Genomic DNA, 15,837 nt, shown 5'->3' on the forward strand with positions numbered 1-15,837 from the left:
CGGAGCCTCCAGAACACCCCAAGGACGCGAGAGCGACCCAGTGCGAGCGAATGGGACTCTCGCACGAACCCACGGGAGCAGAATCGGCGATTCGCGCGTTGCCAAGTGGAAGGCGGCGCGCAAGGGCGAGGGACCGGCATGATCAGGGCCTGCGCACTGTCTGATCTGGACGACGGGAAGCCGTTCGGCGTCGAGATCGATGACGAGCCGGTCGTCCTCGTCCGCCAAGGGGACGAGGTGCACGCCCTGCGGGACGAGTGCAGCCACGCGACGCTCGCGCTCTCCGAGGGCGAGGTGACCCGCAAGGGCATCGAGTGCTGGCTGCACGGCTCCTGCTTCGACCTGCGCACCGGGGCACCGTCCTCGCTACCCGCAACCGAACCGGTCGACGTCTTCGGCGTCGAGATCCGCGACGGCGACGTGTACGTCGACGTCGCCACCACCACGAACTGACTTAGGTACCAAGGAGAAAGCGCAAGAGATGGCCACGCTGGAGATCAAGGACCTGCACGTCTCGGTGACCACGGACGGAGCTCCCAAGGAGATCCTGTCCGGGGTCGACCTGACCATCAACTCGGGTGAGACACACGCGATCATGGGCCCCAACGGGTCCGGCAAGTCCACTCTGTCCTACGCCATCGCCGGCCACCCCAAGTACGAGGTGACCTCCGGCGAGGTCCTGCTCGACGGCGAGGACGTGCTGGCGCTGACCGTCGACGAGCGTGCCCGCGCGGGCGTGTTCCTCGCCATGCAGTACCCGGTCGAGGTGCCCGGCGTGTCGATGTCGAACTTCCTGCGCACCGCGGCCACCGCGGTCCGTGGCGAGGCCCCCAAGCTGCGCCACTGGGTCAAGGAGGTCAAGGAGGCCATGGCGGAGCTGGAGATCGACCCGGCGTTCGCCGAGCGGTCGGTCAACGAGGGCTTCTCCGGCGGTGAGAAGAAGCGCCACGAGATCCTCCAGCTCGCGCTGCTCGCCCCGAAGATCGCGATCCTCGACGAGACCGACTCCGGTCTGGACGTCGACGCGTTGCGTGTCGTGAGCGAGGGCATCAACCGCGTCCGGGCGGGCGGCGAGGTCGGCATCATGCTGATCACCCACTACACCCGCATCCTGCGCCACATCACGCCGGACTTCGTGCACGTGTTCGCGGGTGGCCGCATCGTCGAGTCCGGCGGACGTGAGCTCGCCGACCAGCTCGAGGAGCACGGCTACGTGCGGTTCACCGGCAAGCAGGAGCCGGCCGCGATCGGCTGACAGGCCCCGCAGATCAATGGTTCGCTCCGCAAGCTCCACGAGACGAGGTTCCCGGCCATGACCACCACAGCTGCCGGCCTCGACGTCGAGACGATCCGCAAGGACTTCCCGATCCTGTCCAGGCTGGTCCACGGCGACAAGGCGTTGGTGTACCTGGACAACGCGGCGACTTCCCAGAAACCGCGCCAGGTCATCGACTCGATCGTCGACTACTACGAGAAGCACAACGCCAACGTGCACCGCGGCATCCACACGCTCGCCGAGGAAGCGACGGCACTGTACGAAGGTGCCCGCGACAAGGTGGCCGAGTTCATCGGCGCGCCGAGCCGCGACGAGGTGATCTTCACCAAGAACTCGTCAGAGGCGATGAACCTGATCGCCCGCGTGCTGGGCGACCCCGGCTCCGCCAGACGACTCGGCCCCGGCGACGAGATCGTCATCACCGAGATGGAGCACCACAGCAACATCGTGCCGTGGCACCTGCTCGCGGAGCGGACCGGCGCGACCGTGAAGTGGTTCTCCATCACCGACGAGGGCAGGCTGGACCTGTCCAACCTGGACTCGGTGATCACGCCGCGCACGAAGATCGTGTCGATGGTGCACGTGTCGAACCTGCTGGGCACCATCAACCCCGTCGAGACGATCGCCAGGCGGGCACACGAGGTCGGTGCGCTGGTGCTCGTGGACGCCTCGCAGTCCGCGCCGCACCTGCCGCTCGACGTGACCTCGCTCGGTGCCGACTTCGTCGCCTTCACCGGCCACAAGATGTTGGGGCCGACCGGGATCGGCGTGCTGTGGGGGCGGCTGCCGCTCCTGCAGGAGCTGCCGCCGTTCCTGGGTGGCGGTGAGATGATCGAGGTCGTCACGATGGAGAAGTCGACCTTCGCGCAGCCGCCGCACAAGTTCGAGGCAGGCACGCCGCCGATCGCCGAGGCGATCGCGCTCGGTGCCGCCGTGGACTACCTGACCGTGGTCGGCATGCCGGCGATCGAGGCGTACGAGCACGAGCTCACGACCTACGCCCTCGACGCGCTGTCCGCCGTGGACGGAGTGAAGATCATCGGCCCGGCGACCGCCGAGGGGCGCGTCGCCGAGATCTCGTTCACCCTCGACGGTGTTCACCCACACGATGTCGGCCAGGTGCTGGACGAGCTGGGCATCGCCGTACGGGTCGGCCACCACTGCGCACGGCCCGCGGTGATCCACTACGGAATTCCGGCGACCACCCGAGCGTCTTTCTACCTGTACAACACGACTGCCGAGGCGGACGCGCTGGTGGCGGGCCTCGCACAGGTGAAGAAGGTCTTCGGATGAACCTGGAGTCCATGTACCAGGAGATCATCCTGGACCACTACAAGCACCCGCACGGGCGCGGCCTGCGCGAGCCCTTCGACGCCGAGTCGTTCCAGGTCAACCCGACCTGCGGCGACGAGGTGACGCTGCGGGTCGCGGTGGCGGACGACAAGGTCACCGACGTGTCGTACGACGGTCAGGGCTGCTCGATCAGCCAGGCCTCGACGTCGGTGCTGACCGACCTGGTGACCGGCCGGCCCGTCGGCGAGGCACTGTCCACGATGGACGCCTTCGTCGAGATGGTGCAGGGACGCGGCAAGGTCGAGCCGGACGAGGAAGTGCTGGAGGACGGCGTCGCGTTCGCGGGTGTCGCCAAGTACCCGGCGCGGGTCAAGTGCGCTTTGCTCGGTTGGATGGCGTTCAAGGACGCGGTGTCCAGGGCAGGCGAAGGAGCAAGTCGATGACGGCGGAGGCGTGGCCGGACCATCCGTTGACGCTCGAGGAGCTTTTCGAGCTCCCCGAGGACAACAGCCGTCGCCACGAACTCCAAGAAGGCGTACTTGTCGTGAGCCAAGTGGTTCGGGAGGAAGCGGTGAGCGGCGCCGTGCCGCGGCTGGATGCCGACGAGGCACTTCTCGCGGTGGAGATCATTTCCCCCGGATCACAGCGAACCGACACCTTGGTCGAGCCGGTCGAGTACGCCAAAGCGGGGATACCGTACTACTGGCTGATCGACCTGAACGATCCGCTGTCGCTGGCTGAGTACCACCTGCCTGGAGACTTCGACTTCCAGGCAGCACCAGCCGTCACCGGAACGTTCACGACAACGGTGCCGTTCTCGTTGCAGGTTGACCTGACCGCACTGCCACGGCCCCGGGCCTGAGCGAGGAAAGAAGCCAATGAGCACAGAGGAAGCACGCGGAGTCGACTCGTTGCCGGAGCCGCCCGCCCCGAAGGCGGACGTGGCCGCGGTCGAGGACGTCGAGGAGGCCATGCGCGACGTGGTCGACCCCGAGCTCGGCATCAACGTGGTCGACCTCGGGCTGGTCTACGACATCCACGTCGAGGACGACAACTCCGCGACCCTGGACATGACACTGACGTCCGCGGCGTGCCCGCTGACCGACGTCATCGAGGACCAGACCCGCGCGGCCCTGACGGCAGGCCCCGGCGGCGGTCTCGTGAGCGACTTCCGGATCAACTGGGTCTGGATGCCGCCGTGGGGCCCGGAGAAGATCACCGAGGACGGCCGCGAGCAGCTGCGCGCCCTGGGCTTCACTATTTAGCCCACGTGTTGCACGCCGCCGGCGTGCGTTGCTGGAACCCCTTGTCCAGCAACGACTGCGCGTCCGGCGGCGCGTCCACACTGGACAGTCGCTGGCGGATCTCGCCGGTGATGTTGCCGTCGACGGCACCCCGGCCCGCCATGGCGCCGCTGGTGATGCCCGCCATGCAGGTGGCCTGCTGGTCGAGCCGCGTGTCCAGATCCGCGGCATCCCCGTCCGGTACCGCGGACGTGAGCTGGTCGAGCCCGTTGACGAACTGCAGCGCGCGGGCGTACTCGCGGAAGAAGACGCCCAGGTACCTGCCGGGGTAGCGGCCGTTCTGCTCGGTGTCACGCAGGTGGGCGGGGGTCAGGTAGACGGTTCCGTCGCACTGCGTTGCGGGGCTCGTGGGGGCCAGCTCGCCGCACGACCGGGTCTGGACCGGACCGGTGACGGTGACGACGTTGACCTGGCCGTCGAGACCGGCTTCCTGCAGCACGGGCCGCCAGGCGTCGTCGGCGCAGGTCTTGGCGGCGGTGAAGAAGGCGGCCTGCTTGTCGTCGGCGGGGTCGAAGCGGGGGAGCGCGCAGGTGGCGTCCGGCATGCGGGTGGCGGCGGTGGAGAGCGGATGCTCGGCGAGTGCCTTGTAGGGGCCTGCCGGGGCGGGGCCGGTCGTGGTGGACGGCGGGGGAGGCGCCTGGGTGGAGCTGCTGATGACGGGCACCTCGGCGGACCCGCTCCCCGCGACGGCCTGCCTGGGCCGCACGACCGAGACGAAGGCGGCGACCGCCACCAACCCGACGACGAGGACGACGGCCGCGCCGAGAGTGACGTAGTAGGCCGGGGTTCGTGTGGTGGGGGTCGCCTGTCGGCCTGGTGCCGGAGGTAGCGCGACCTCGAACTGGTCGAGCGGCCAGCCGTCGGTGGCGGGATCGGAGGTGTCGGCAGCGACCGGCTCGGCGACGGTCGGCCCGTCTACCGAGTCACCCGCCTGGACAGGTGCGGCGATGGTGGGCTCGTCGAGCGGCTCGACGTCGACCGGGTACGCGGCCGTCGGGCCACCGACGGCGAAGAAGGCGGGATACCTCGAGGCCTCGACCGCCTCGGCAATGGTGGGCCCGTCGACGCTGGTACCCGTCTCGACACGGGCCGGTTCGACCGGCTGCGCGACAGTCGGACCATCGACCCCGGCGGGCGGCTCGGGAAAGTCGGGTTCGTCGGGTGATCGCTGTGCTTGTTCGACGGGTGTAGTGCCGCCGGGTGTGTGTTCGCCCGCCTGGTCGGGGGTGGCGGGTTCGTGGAGTGGCTGGCTGGGCTGCTCGGTGCGTGGGGTTGCCTGGTTGGCTGTCGGCTCGGTGCGTGGGGTGGGGAGTTGGTCGGGTGACTGCCTCGCCTGTTCGGTGGGAACCGGGCCGGGTGACCGCTCGCCCTGCTGGTCGGGTGATTGGTTTGCCTGCGGGGCGGGTGCTGCCCAGTTGAATGCCTGCTCGCCCTGCCTGTTTGGTTCGGAGGCGGCGGGTTGAACGGGTGATTGGTCTGCCTGCTGGGCTGGTGTTGCCCAGCCGACCGCCCGCTCACCTACCTGGCTCGGATCGGGGGTGGCCGAGTCGTCGGATGGCCGGCCAGCCTGCTCGGCGGGTGTTGCCTCCCCGACCATCCCCTCGCCTGGCTGGTTCGGACCGGGAACGGGGAACTCGCCGGACGGTCGGCTTGCCTCCGCGGCCCTGGCGGGATCGGTTGTCGCTCCGCCCGCGTGACCAGGATCGGGAGCAGACGGGCCACCGACCTGGTGCCGAGTTCCCGCCTCCCCGACAGGAAACGGCGGTTCGTCGAGACGAGGGATCCGGTTCGGGCCGGTCAACGGGCCGTAGGTCGTCGGGCCGTAACCCGACAACGCCTCGTCGGCCGGGTCATTCGGGGGGCCGCTCTCATGGCTCATCGCGGTGGGTCCTCCGCCGGACGCCTCGGGTCGTCGGTCATCAGGTTCTGGTGGCCTGGGTTTCCAGGGGTGGGGCCATCTCTCGCTGGTAATGGGCGATCTTCGCGCGGATGTGGTCCTGTTCGACCCGCAGGTGCTCGATCTTGTCGTCGATGTCGCGGTCGTGCTCGCGCAGCAGCTCCAAGCGCTCGGCGACCGTCTCGTCCCCGCCTCTGGCCAGCTCGGCGTAGCGGACCATGCGTTGGATGGGCATGCCGGTATCCCGCAGACAACGGAGGATGCGCAGCCACGCGACGTCGTCCCCCGTGAAGACCCGCTGGCCGCCCGGGTTGCGGGCGATGTCGTCGAGCAGCCCGATCCGCTCGTAGTACCGCAGCGTGTCGAGGCTGAAACCGGTCTTCTCGGCCACCTGTCCCGGTGTGAACAGCTCCATATGCGTTGATTCTAGGCGGGAGCGCTCATCACACGACCCCGAAGCACGTCGATCCGGTCCGATTTCGGTCTGCCGAGCACCCAGCTCGACCTGCCCACCTGCTTCGCGCGGCTCTTCAGCGGCGCCAGCAGCCTGGACGCCTCGCGGTAGGAGCCCACCGAGCCCACCGCGCACACCAGCGACGCCAGCGACACGCTCACCGTCGAGTCGTCGACGGTCCACGGGCGGTCCACCACCTCGGCCGCGAGCGTGCCCGCCTCGTCGACGTCCGTCACCACCAGGAAGTCGTCGCCGCCCACGTGGGCCACGCGGGTGCCGGGCAGGCGGGCCGCCAGGTCGGACAGGGCGCGGCCGATCGCGCGGATGAGGTCGTCGCCCGCCGCGAAGCCCTTCGTGTCGTTGACCTGCTTGAACGCGTCCACGTCCAGCCAGCTCACCACGAACATGTCGCCGCGTTCGATGCGCCTGTCGATCTCGCGGGTCACCACGCCGGTGCCGGGCAGTCTCGTCAGCGGGTTCAGTGCCACGGCCTGCTCGACCTTCGCCTCGGCCACGCCGCGCATCACCTCCGTCAGCCGGACGATCCCGACACACCGCCCCACCCCGTCGACCACCACCACGTCGTCGCCCGCGCGGGCGCCCTCGGTCTCGCCCACCGCCTCGAGCAGCTCGATGCTGCTGGCATCGGCGCGGATGGTGCGTGGCGGGTCGGCGTGCCGGGCGGCAGGCTTGCTCGCGTGCAGCGCGTGCCCGTACGGGCCCGTCACGGCGAGCAGGAAGCGGCTGCGGTCCAGCGACCAGCGCGGCCTCTTGCCCGAGTCGACCAGCACCACGCTCGTGACCTCGGGCGACTCGACGAACACCTGCCGCACCTGCTCGGAGGTCGTGGCCTCCGACATGGTCACCGCCGGGTGGATCAGGTCGGCCACCAGCGGTCCGCCCGGACCCACCGGCACCCCGTCCAGCCGGGTGATCTCCGGCGCCACATACGTCGGCATGCCGACCTGCGCGGACGCCATGAGGTTGCCCTGCGCCACCGGAACACCCAGCTTGCTCAGCAGGGCGAGCTGGTCCTCGAACTCGACGCCGACCGCCGCGAGACGGATGCCGGTGCGGCCCGCCAGGTGGCCGAGCGCCTCGATCAGGGCTACCACGGCCGGGTTGCCGGGCACGCCGTGCAACAGGTACGCGTCGAGCTTCACCATGTCGGGCACGACGTCCGCGATGATCGACAGCGGCAGGTCGCCGTCCCCGGCGCCGTCGAAGGCGATGCGGAAACCCTGCTCCCGCAACAGGTTCAGTCCGTCGAGCAGTGCGCTGCGGTGCAGTCCGCCGAACGGTGGTGTGACCTCGACGGTGACGTCGGCCTGCCGCCTGCCGGTCGCCCTCAACGCGGGCAGCAGCATCCGAAGGAGTTCATCCGACCGGGTGATGGTGACGGCCAGTACGTTCACGTGCAGTGGCACCTCGGCCGAGGTCGCGGCGCGGATGGCGCCTGCCGCGAGCTCGATGTCCACCTCGACGAGCTGCCCGGCGCGTGCGGCGTCGCGGAGGACGTCGTGGATCGTGCCGGTCCCGGGACGCGCGAGTGCCTCGAGTGCGAGCAGCCGTCCCGTGCGGGTCGACAGCATGGGCTGGAACGCGTATGACAGTTCGGGCACCGTGGCCACGGCCTATCTTCCCTCGCGCGCGGCCCCGGGTCAGCCCATGTCACCCACTGTTCACCGAGCCAGCCAGCGCGCGTACTGCTGCCGATCCGCCTTCGTGACCTTCGCCCGTTCGGTGACCGACAGGCTGAACCAGTCGGGCCGCAGCTGCTGGGGTGACTCGGCCCACGCGAGCACGTCGCGGTAGTCCTGCCGCGCGCTGTCGACGTAGTGCCTCGGGGAGTCGCGCCGGTCCTCGTCGGTGAGCTTGACGATGGCGAGCTGGACACGCAGCCTCTCGGGGCCCGTGTACTCGTCGAGCTGGCGTTTCACGTCGAGCGGGTCGGCGTCCGGGAGGGCCTGCCGGATCTTGGCGAGGAGCTTCTCTGGGGTCATGGCATGATCATCTTCCGGCGGAGGCGAGTCGGAGCGGTGGTGGACGTCGCGGCCATCGCCGGTGAGGTCGGCACGCCCGGACCCGCAACCGATACACGACCCTGGCCGCCACCGGCCACAGGACACGCCGAACCGCCCGGTGTCCCACCCGAACGGTACCGGCGACGTCGTGGCCAGCCGAAACGTCTCGCGGAGGCCGAACCCGGCCGCGGGGCGGACCCGCTCGACCCCGGCGTGGAGCAGCCACGTGGTTCGCCGAGGCCGGGGCCTGGCTGGTATCCCTCGCACATTCGGTGGCCGGGTAACACCGTTGTCACCCGGTGGTCGCGCACTAGGGTCGTGGCCATGACTGATCAGGTCGACCCCCGGGAGGAGCGTCGCTCGGAGCAGGTTGCCGGGCCGGCCGCCGGGGACCTCGCGGCCAGCCCGTTCCGGGTCGACAGGGACCGGATCGTCGCCTCGCCGTTCTTCGCGCGGCTCGGCGGTGTTACCCAGGTCGTCAGCGCGAGCGGGTCGGGTCTGCTGCACAACCGGCTCACGCACAGTCTCAAGGTCGCCCAGGTCGCGAGGGCCATCGCCGAGCGGCTGCTCGCCGACCCGGTCTTCGTGCCCATGCTCGACAAGCTCGGCGGGTGCGACCCGGACGTCGTCGAGGCCGCCGGGCTCGCCCACGACCTCGGCCACCCACCCTTCGGGCACCTCGGCGAGCAGGTCCTCGACCGCCTCGCCCGCCACCGCTTCGGCCTGCCGGACGGGTTCGAGGGCAACGCCCAGAGCCTGCGCATCGTCACCACCACCGAGACCGGCGGGCCCGGCGCCGTCGGGCTCGACCTCACCGCCGCCGTCCGCGCGGCCATGCTCAAGTACCCCTGGACCCGCCTCACCCACCCCGACCCCCACCCCCGCCACCTGGCCACCCCGCCGCGTGGCGCGTCGGCCCCCGCGGACGAGCCGGGCACCGGGTCCACCAAGTTCTCCGTCTACGTCACCGAACTCGACGACATGGCCCAGGCCCGCGCCCCCTTCGCAGGCCGCCTCGCCAGCTGGCAGCAGACCGTCGAGGCCTCCGTCATGGACCTCGCCGACGACATCGCCTACGCCATCCACGACCTCGAGGACTTCCACCGCATCGGCGTGCTCCAGCACGCACCCGTCGCCGCCGAGCTGGGGCACTGGCTCGGCAACGCCCTCGAGCTGGCCGCGCTCGACGACGCGGATCTCGCCGCGCGGGCGCGCCGCCCCGGGTACTCCCTCGAACAGCTCCGCCGCCGCATGCACCGCAGGGACGCCTGGGTCGTCGACGACGACGCGTTCGTCGCCGCGGTCACCAGGGTGCGGACGGAGCTGGTCGACGGGTTGCTCGGGTCGCCGTTCGACGGGTCGGTCGAGGCCGAGCAGGCCGTCGCCGGGTTCTCGTCCGGCTGGACCGTGCGGCTGGTCGACGGCATGACCGTCGTGCTGGACCCGCCCGTCCGCTCGGGGCACGTCCTGCTCGCGCCCGCCCAGTGGCACGAGGTCCAGGTCCTCAAGTTCGTCCACCGCAGGTTCGTCCTGCTGCGGCCCGACCTCGCACTGCACCAGCGCGGGCAGGCCACCCTGGTCACCTCCCTGGTGGAGGCACTCGCGCAGTGGCTCACCGACCGGCACGAGGCCAACCGGCTGCCCCGCCGGCTACAGGACCTTGTGGAACTCTCGGAGACCGAGTACCGCGCGCTCGCCGCGACCGATATGTCCACTCTGGTCGAGGCGCTCGGCGAGGCGCCCGACCGCGAGCACGGAATTCGTGAGTTGGCAAGGGGTAGAGCGGTCGTCGACTTCGTCGCGTCCCTAACGGACAGTCAGGCAGCGACCCTCCTCGACGCCCTGACCGGACGCAGCTCGCAGCCCTGGTCCGACGCCTTCGTTCTCTAAGTCGTTCACAGACGGCAACTGTTAACACACACCGGGTGTCATTGCGCCGAATGGCCGCTGTGTTGCTTTGTTTTCGACCATACGTTGAGCCTGGCCGGGGGCACCGGCACTGGGCGTCGTGAGTCGGGGCACGGCCAAGCAAAACGCGGAGGGCATCCGTGCGTTTACCTGCACACGCTTCACGAAGAACACGAGTCCTGATGACCGGGGCGGCCTGCCTGCTCGCGGTGGTGGGGCTCGCAGGCCCGGCGGTCGCCGCGCCGCAGCCTGGGGACAAGACGATCTCGGCTGAGAAGAACGCGGCGAACCAGATCGCCGCGCTGCAGGACATCAAGAAGAGTCTGTCCCCGGCGGAAGCCAAAGTGGACAGCCAGCTCGTGCTGCAGCAGCGAATGACCACGAACCGGGCCTCGACCACCGCGGTCCCGATGCTGCAGAACGGTGTCGAGAAGACCGCGAGCGGCAAGGTGCTCGTGGACATCCGCGCGACCGTCAGCGACGCACTGCTGAAGGACCTCGCCGCGAAGGGCGCTGCCGTCAAGGCGGTCTCCACGCGGTACGGCAGCGTCCGGGCCGAGGTGCCACTGTCCTCGGTCAACACGATCGCGGCACGGGCCGACGTCAGGCGGGTCGAGGAGGCGGACGGTGCCATGACCGCCCGCGAGCTCAGCCCCAACGGTGGCAAGACCTCCTCGGAAACCAAGGAGCAGAAGGAGAAGCGGATCGCGCAGAACACGCGCGAGGCCATCTCCGACCGCGCCGGCGCGGTGGACAGTGAGGGCGACCGCGCGCACAACGCGGACACCGCCCGCGGCGACATCGGCGTGACCGGTGTCGGCGTCAAGATCTGTGCTCTCTCCGACGGTGTCGACTCGCTGGCCACGTCACAGGCCGGCGGCGAGCTCGGTGACGTCGACGTGCTGGCCGGCCAGGCCGGTTCCGGCGACGAGGGCACCGCGATGCTGGAGATCATCCACGACGTGGCGCCCAACGCCGCGCTCGGCTTCGCCACCGCGTTCAACAGCGACGCGAGCTTCGCGGACAACATCCGCGCGCTGCGCTTCGACCGCGGCTGCGACATCATCGTCGACGACATCATCTACTTCAAGGAAGCCCCGTTCCAGGACTGGATCATCGCCCAGGCCGTGAACGACGTGATCGCTGACGGCGCGCTCTACTTCTCCTCCGCGGGCAACGAGGGCAACACTGCCGACGGCACCGCTGGTCACTGGGAGGGCGACTACGTCAACTCCGGCCAGATCGTCGGCAAGTTCGCAGGCTACGCCCACGACTTCGACCCCGGCCCCGGCACGCAGATCTTCGAGCCGCTGTCGAACGAGTCCGCGGGCGCCCCGCTCATCCTCACCTGGGCGGACCCGACCGGTGGCTCGGCCAACGACTACGACCTCTACATCCTGGACGCGGCAGGCAACGTGCGTGGCACGAGCCAGAGCTTCCAGACCGGTACCCAGGACCCGTACGAGCGCATCGACGTTCCGTCGGGTGCCGGGCTGCGGATCGCGGTCGTGAAGTTCACCGGCGCCGACCGGTACTTCTCGCTGTCCGCGCTGCGTGGGCGGTTCGAGGACCAGTCCGACCTGAAGGCGTTCACCACCACGGGTGTCACGTTCGGCCACTCGGCCGCCCGCGGCGCGTTCTCCGTGGCCGCGGCACCCGCCGCCGATCCGCTGCCCTTCGACCTCGAGGCAGGCGACCCGCCGAACCCGGCCGGGCCGTTCCCGAACGCGTTCGACTCGTCCTCGAAGTGGGAGCGCTTCAGCTCCGACGGCCCGCGCAAGGTGTTCTTCGAGGCCGACGGCACCCCCATCACCCCGGGCAACTTCAGCTCGACCGGTGGCGAGGTGCGCCAGAAGCCGGACATCACGGCCGCTGACGGTGTCGCGACGTCCGTCGACGGCTTCATCCCGTTCTTCGGCACCTCGGCAGCGGCACCGCACGCCGCGGCCATCGCGGGTCTCGTCCTGTCCGGCAACCCCGGCATCGACCCCGCGGAGGTCCGTGAGGCCCTCACCCAGACCGCGATCGACCTCGGCGCCCCCGGCGTCGACCCGGTCACCGGCCACGGCGTGATCCTCGCCGACCGCGTCCTCGGCTACACCGGTGCGAGCCCGCAGCCGCTGGCCGTCCCGGAGACGCCGAAGGTCACGGCGGACGACGGTGGCGCCTACGTCGACCCGGGCGACACCCTGACGGTCTCCCTCCCGGTGACCAACCAGGGTGACGGCACCGCGGTCTCCACGAGCGTCGTGCTCACGACGTCCACCCCGGGCGTCACGATCACGCCGCGCGCGCAGTCCTACGGCACGATCCCGGCAGGCGAGACCGTGGTGAAGGACTACAAGGTGACGGTGCCCGCCTCGCAGGAGGTCGGCGTCCCGATCCAGTTCACCGCACGGGTGACCTTCGCGGGCACGTTCTCGCCGAAGACGTCGTCGTTCCTGGTCGACGTCGGCAGGCCGTCCGAGGAGTCGGTGGCCTTCGCCTACAGCGGCGCGGCCGTCCCGATCCCGGACAACAGCCAGGTCGGCGCCACGGTGTCGATCCCGGTGTCCGGCTTCGGCCGCGCGTCGAAGATCTCGTTCTCGGTCGACGGCGCGACGTGTAGCACGGCGACCGGCTCGACGACCGTGGGCATCGACCACACCTACGTCGGTGACCTGGTCGGGCAGCTGATCGCGCCGAACGGCACGACGGCGACCGTGTTCAGCAACGACGGCGGCAGCGGCAACAACTTCTGCCAGGTCGTGTTCGACGACGCCGCGGCGACCCCGTTCGCCACGGTCGAGGCGGGCGACGCGCCGTACTCGGGCACGTGGCAGCCGGCCAGCCCGCTCGACGCGCTGCGTGGCGCGGCGGTGGACGGCACGTGGAAGTTCTTCGTGCGTGACACGGCCGGTGCGGACACCGGTTCGGTCCGCGCGGTCTCGTTGCACTTCAACGGGTACGTCCGTCCGTAGCTGAATGAGATTCGAAGGGGCCGCCCACCGGTGTCGGTGGGCGGCCCTACTCTTTCGACCGTGGCGAAGGTCAACGCGACGGCGACGGTCCCGGCGATACCCGCACGCACCTGGGCGGTCGCGTCGGACCTGAGCCGCTTCGACGAGTGGATGTCCCTGCACGACGGTTGGCGGGGCGAGGTGCCGTCGGTGATCGAGGAGGGCACGGCGCTGACGTCGGTGGTCTCGGTCATGGGGCTGCGCAACCGGATCAGGTGGCGGGTGGAGTCGTACGCGCCACCGTCGGGGCTGTCGATCTCGGGGCGGGGCGTGGGTGGGGTGCGGGTGTCGTTGACACTGTCGATCCGGGCGGTGGGGGAGTCGGTGTCGGAGGTGAACATCTCCGCCGAGGTGACCGGACGGCCTGTATTCGGGCCGATCGGGATGGCTGTTGGCCGGGCGGTGCGGGCGGACGTTCGTAGGTCCGTTGCCACTCTGGCGAATCTCGTCAGGTAACTCACGGGAGCCGTTCAGGCTTGCGGCGCATCCTGGCGCAACGTCATCGGGGCGGCAGGCCATCACGACCACGGGCCGGGCCGGCACGACGCCCGCGGTCCCCGGCACAACGGCCGCTGACCCGAAACCCGCACGCCGCAGGCTCTCGTCCGCCATCATGGGCCCGTGCGGCGAATCCTCGTGCTCGCTCTCCTCCTCGCGCTCGCCGGTTGCTCGAGTGACAGCGACGAGCAGCCCGAGGCGGCGAACCTCAAGGTCATCGGCATCGAGAAGGTCACGGCCGACGGACCCGTCCGCCTCTCCCCGGACGGCAGGCACCTGGCTCAGACCGGCAACGACCTGTGCGTCACCGACCGCGGCGGTGGCGCCGAGAAGTGCGTCGAGAAGGTCAAGCTGGACGGCAGGCTCGCCCAGTGGTCCCCGGACGGCACGAAGCTCGTCTTCACCGACGACTTCTTCCGGTTCTTCCGCGAGCCCGACGTCTGGGTGTACGACGTCACCACCGGCGACCTGCGCGACCTCACCGACGACGCGACGGAAAAGCTCGACCTCACCAACCCCGACCCGAATGCGGACGTCGACATCCTGCCCGCGTGGTCACCCGACGGCTCGACGGTCTGGTTCGCGCGCGGCGACCTCGACGCCGAACGGGTCGACCTGATGTCCGTTCCCGCGGGCGGGGGCGACGCCACGAAGCTGGGTACGGTCGACTGCGCCGTCACCACCCTGTCGGCGATGGCGTGGACGGCGGACCACGTCGCCTGGACCTGCGGCCTCGACGACGCGACGGTCAGCATCGCAGGCCACGACGGCGGCGACGCCCACAAGGTGGTCACCAGCAGGAAGGGCGCCGACTGGTCGGCTCTGTCCTTCTCGCCGGACGGCCTGTGGCTGCTCGCCGACTCCCTGTCCCAGTACGCGGGCTACGCGGGCGCGGCAGGAGGCGGCGCCAGGGCGGTCAGCGTCTTCGGCGGCGACCCGGTGCCCGTGGCCGGCGGCAAGGTCGCGTTCCCGACCTGGTCGCCGACCGGCCACGCCATCGCCTACGTCGACCTGCCCGGCTCGGTCGACGTCGTGTCCGAACCGGGCGGTGCACCGACCAAGCTGCGCGGCGGCCACGTGGCCGCCGCGTCGGGAAGCGTCCGCCTCGACTGGGCCCCCGGGGTGCTGCTCGCCGCCATCGACGGGGAGAGCACCCTGCTCACACTCGGCTAGGTGCCGGTGCCAGGCGCCGCTCAGCCAGTGCGAGTGCCTCCGCCAGCGGCGTCGCGCCGTGCGCCGCGGAAGCTGCCAGCAGGGTGGTGACCGTTTCCTCGATCGTCTCCACCTGCGCCATCGCGGCGTCGTGGTCGAGGCCGGAGGCCTCCCGGCCGAGCGTGTAGACCACCCCGCCCGCGCTCGCCACGAAGTCCGGCACCCACACGACGCCGGACGCGTTCAGCGATGCCGCCACGTCGTCGGAGACCAGCTGGTTGTTGGCGGGGCCGACCACCAGCGGCGCCCGCACGCCCTCGCCGATCACCCCGCCTACCGCCGCCGGTACCAGCACGTCGGCGGGCAGCGAGTACGCGTCGGCCACCGCGACCTGCTCGTACCCTGCGCACCGCGTCTCGTCCACGTCCGCGACCACCACCGACGCGCCCTGCGCCGACAGGTCCCGCGCCAGCAGCGTCCCCACCGAACCCATCCCCACCACGACCACCCGCCGGCCCGCCACCGTCGACGTACCGAACACCGAGGACATCCCCGCCCGAACGGCCGCCAGCACACCCCGCGCCGTCGGCCCGCTCGACGACCCCGTCCCACCGTGCGCCTCGGGCAGGCAGAACACGTGGTCGGTGAACGACCGCAGGTAGAGCATGTCCTCCTGGCCGGTCCCGATGTCCGGTCCGGCCAGGTAGGAGCCCTCGAACGAGGCGATCAGGTCACCGGCGTCCGCCAGCGCGTCGGCACGCAGGGCCGGGGTGAGCGCCACCCCCGACGGCACCGCGATCACCGTCTTGCCGCCGCCGAAGGCCAGTCCGGCCACCGCGTTCTTGTAGGTCATCCCCCTGGCCAGCCGCAACGCGTCGGCCAGGCCGTCCTGCCACGTCGCGTACTGCCGCAGCCGGATCCCGCCGGCCGCGGGGCCCAGGCGCCGCGAGTGCACGGCCACCGTCACCGGCACCCCGGATCGGCGGCCGAGCCGCGTCACGACCTCCTCGTGCTCCCATGATTCGCCCACCA

At 70.4% G+C, this 15,837-nt stretch carries 15 protein-coding genes; 10 read left to right on the forward strand and 5 right to left on the reverse strand.

The window, feature by feature from the left end; all coding sequences use genetic code 11:
- Window positions 1-138: 138 nt before the first annotated feature.
- From CLV71_RS45785 to CLV71_RS45810, 6 genes are read left to right on the forward strand one after another with little or no spacing between them, the layout of a single operon-like run.
- Window positions 139-453 carry a non-heme iron oxygenase ferredoxin subunit gene (locus tag CLV71_RS45785; protein ID WP_133909253.1) on the forward strand — a complete coding sequence of 105 codons (315 nt, stop codon included), beginning with the start codon at window positions 139-141 and terminating at the stop codon, window positions 451-453.
- Window positions 454-481: 28 nt separating this feature from the next.
- Window positions 482-1,255, forward strand: coding sequence for a Fe-S cluster assembly ATPase SufC (gene sufC, locus CLV71_RS45790; RefSeq protein WP_133909254.1), 774 nt, complete (start codon window positions 482-484; stop codon window positions 1,253-1,255).
- 57 nt (window positions 1,256-1,312) lie between these two features.
- Window positions 1,313-2,569: a cysteine desulfurase gene (locus CLV71_RS45795; RefSeq protein WP_133909255.1), complete on the forward strand. Its 1,257-nt coding sequence runs from the start codon at window positions 1,313-1,315 to the stop codon at window positions 2,567-2,569.
- Window positions 2,566-3,012, forward strand: coding sequence for a Fe-S cluster assembly sulfur transfer protein SufU (gene sufU, locus CLV71_RS45800; RefSeq protein ID WP_133909256.1), 447 nt, complete (start codon window positions 2,566-2,568; stop codon window positions 3,010-3,012). Before CLV71_RS45795 ends, sufU begins: the two co-directional genes overlap by 4 nt.
- Complete coding sequence (locus CLV71_RS45805) at window positions 3,009-3,431, forward strand: Uma2 family endonuclease (RefSeq protein ID WP_133909257.1); 423 nt, start codon at window positions 3,009-3,011, stop codon at window positions 3,429-3,431. The genes sufU and CLV71_RS45805 overlap by 4 nt, the downstream gene beginning before the upstream one ends.
- Window positions 3,432-3,447: 16 nt before the next feature.
- Window positions 3,448-3,834, forward strand: coding sequence for a metal-sulfur cluster assembly factor (locus CLV71_RS45810; protein WP_133909258.1), 387 nt, complete (start codon window positions 3,448-3,450; stop codon window positions 3,832-3,834).
- Here the strand turns inward: CLV71_RS45810 and CLV71_RS45815 are convergent.
- The 4 genes from CLV71_RS45815 to CLV71_RS45830 all read right to left on the reverse strand — a co-directional run bounded on the left by CLV71_RS45815 (window position 3,827) and on the right by CLV71_RS45830 (window position 8,227).
- Window positions 3,827-5,470: a hypothetical protein gene (locus tag CLV71_RS45815; RefSeq protein ID WP_133909259.1), complete on the reverse strand. Its 1,644-nt coding sequence runs from the start codon at window positions 5,468-5,470 to the stop codon at window positions 3,827-3,829. The two genes, CLV71_RS45810 and CLV71_RS45815, sit on opposite strands and share 8 nt — an antisense overlap.
- A gap of 322 nt (window positions 5,471-5,792) precedes the next feature.
- Entirely contained in the window at window positions 5,793-6,185 is a 393-nt protein-coding gene (locus tag CLV71_RS45820; protein WP_133909260.1) for a MerR family transcriptional regulator, read from the reverse strand.
- Window positions 6,186-6,196: 11 nt separating this feature from the next.
- A complete protein-coding gene (locus tag CLV71_RS45825; RefSeq protein WP_341771725.1) occupies window positions 6,197-7,846 on the reverse strand; it encodes a GGDEF domain-containing protein in 1,650 nt (549 codons plus the stop codon).
- A 60-nt stretch (window positions 7,847-7,906) separates the two neighbouring features.
- Window positions 7,907-8,227 carry a hypothetical protein gene (locus CLV71_RS45830; RefSeq protein ID WP_133909262.1) on the reverse strand — a complete coding sequence of 107 codons (321 nt, stop codon included), beginning with the start codon at window positions 8,225-8,227 and terminating at the stop codon, window positions 7,907-7,909.
- 345 nt (window positions 8,228-8,572) lie between these two features.
- Here CLV71_RS45830 and CLV71_RS45835 point away from each other — a divergent pair, with 345 nt between their 5' ends.
- The 4 genes from CLV71_RS45835 (at window position 8,573) to CLV71_RS45850 (ending at window position 14,826) form a co-directional block, all read left to right on the forward strand.
- Window positions 8,573-10,138 carry a deoxyguanosinetriphosphate triphosphohydrolase family protein gene (locus CLV71_RS45835; RefSeq protein ID WP_133909263.1) on the forward strand — a complete coding sequence of 522 codons (1,566 nt, stop codon included), beginning with the start codon at window positions 8,573-8,575 and terminating at the stop codon, window positions 10,136-10,138.
- Between the two features lie 200 nt (window positions 10,139-10,338).
- On the forward strand, window positions 10,339-13,116 hold the full coding sequence (locus CLV71_RS45840) for a S8 family serine peptidase (RefSeq protein WP_133909264.1): 2,778 nt from the start codon (window positions 10,339-10,341) through the stop codon (window positions 13,114-13,116).
- Between the two features lie 60 nt (window positions 13,117-13,176).
- On the forward strand, window positions 13,177-13,611 hold the full coding sequence (locus CLV71_RS45845) for a type II toxin-antitoxin system Rv0910 family toxin (RefSeq protein WP_133909265.1): 435 nt from the start codon (window positions 13,177-13,179) through the stop codon (window positions 13,609-13,611).
- Between the two features lie 165 nt (window positions 13,612-13,776).
- Window positions 13,777-14,826, forward strand: coding sequence for a TolB family protein (locus CLV71_RS45850; protein WP_133909266.1), 1,050 nt, complete (start codon window positions 13,777-13,779; stop codon window positions 14,824-14,826).
- On the opposite strand, the gene CLV71_RS50360 is transcribed toward CLV71_RS45850, so the two are convergent.
- Entirely contained in the window at window positions 14,813-15,835 is a 1,023-nt protein-coding gene (locus tag CLV71_RS50360) for a Glu/Leu/Phe/Val dehydrogenase dimerization domain-containing protein (RefSeq protein ID WP_133909267.1), read from the reverse strand. The two genes, CLV71_RS45850 and CLV71_RS50360, sit on opposite strands and share 14 nt — an antisense overlap.
- Window positions 15,836-15,837 lie beyond the last annotated feature (2 nt).

Origin of the sequence: Actinophytocola oryzae, assembly GCF_004364325.1 — a bacterium.
Classification (GTDB): Bacteria; Actinomycetota; Actinomycetes; order Mycobacteriales; family Pseudonocardiaceae; genus Actinophytocola; species Actinophytocola oryzae.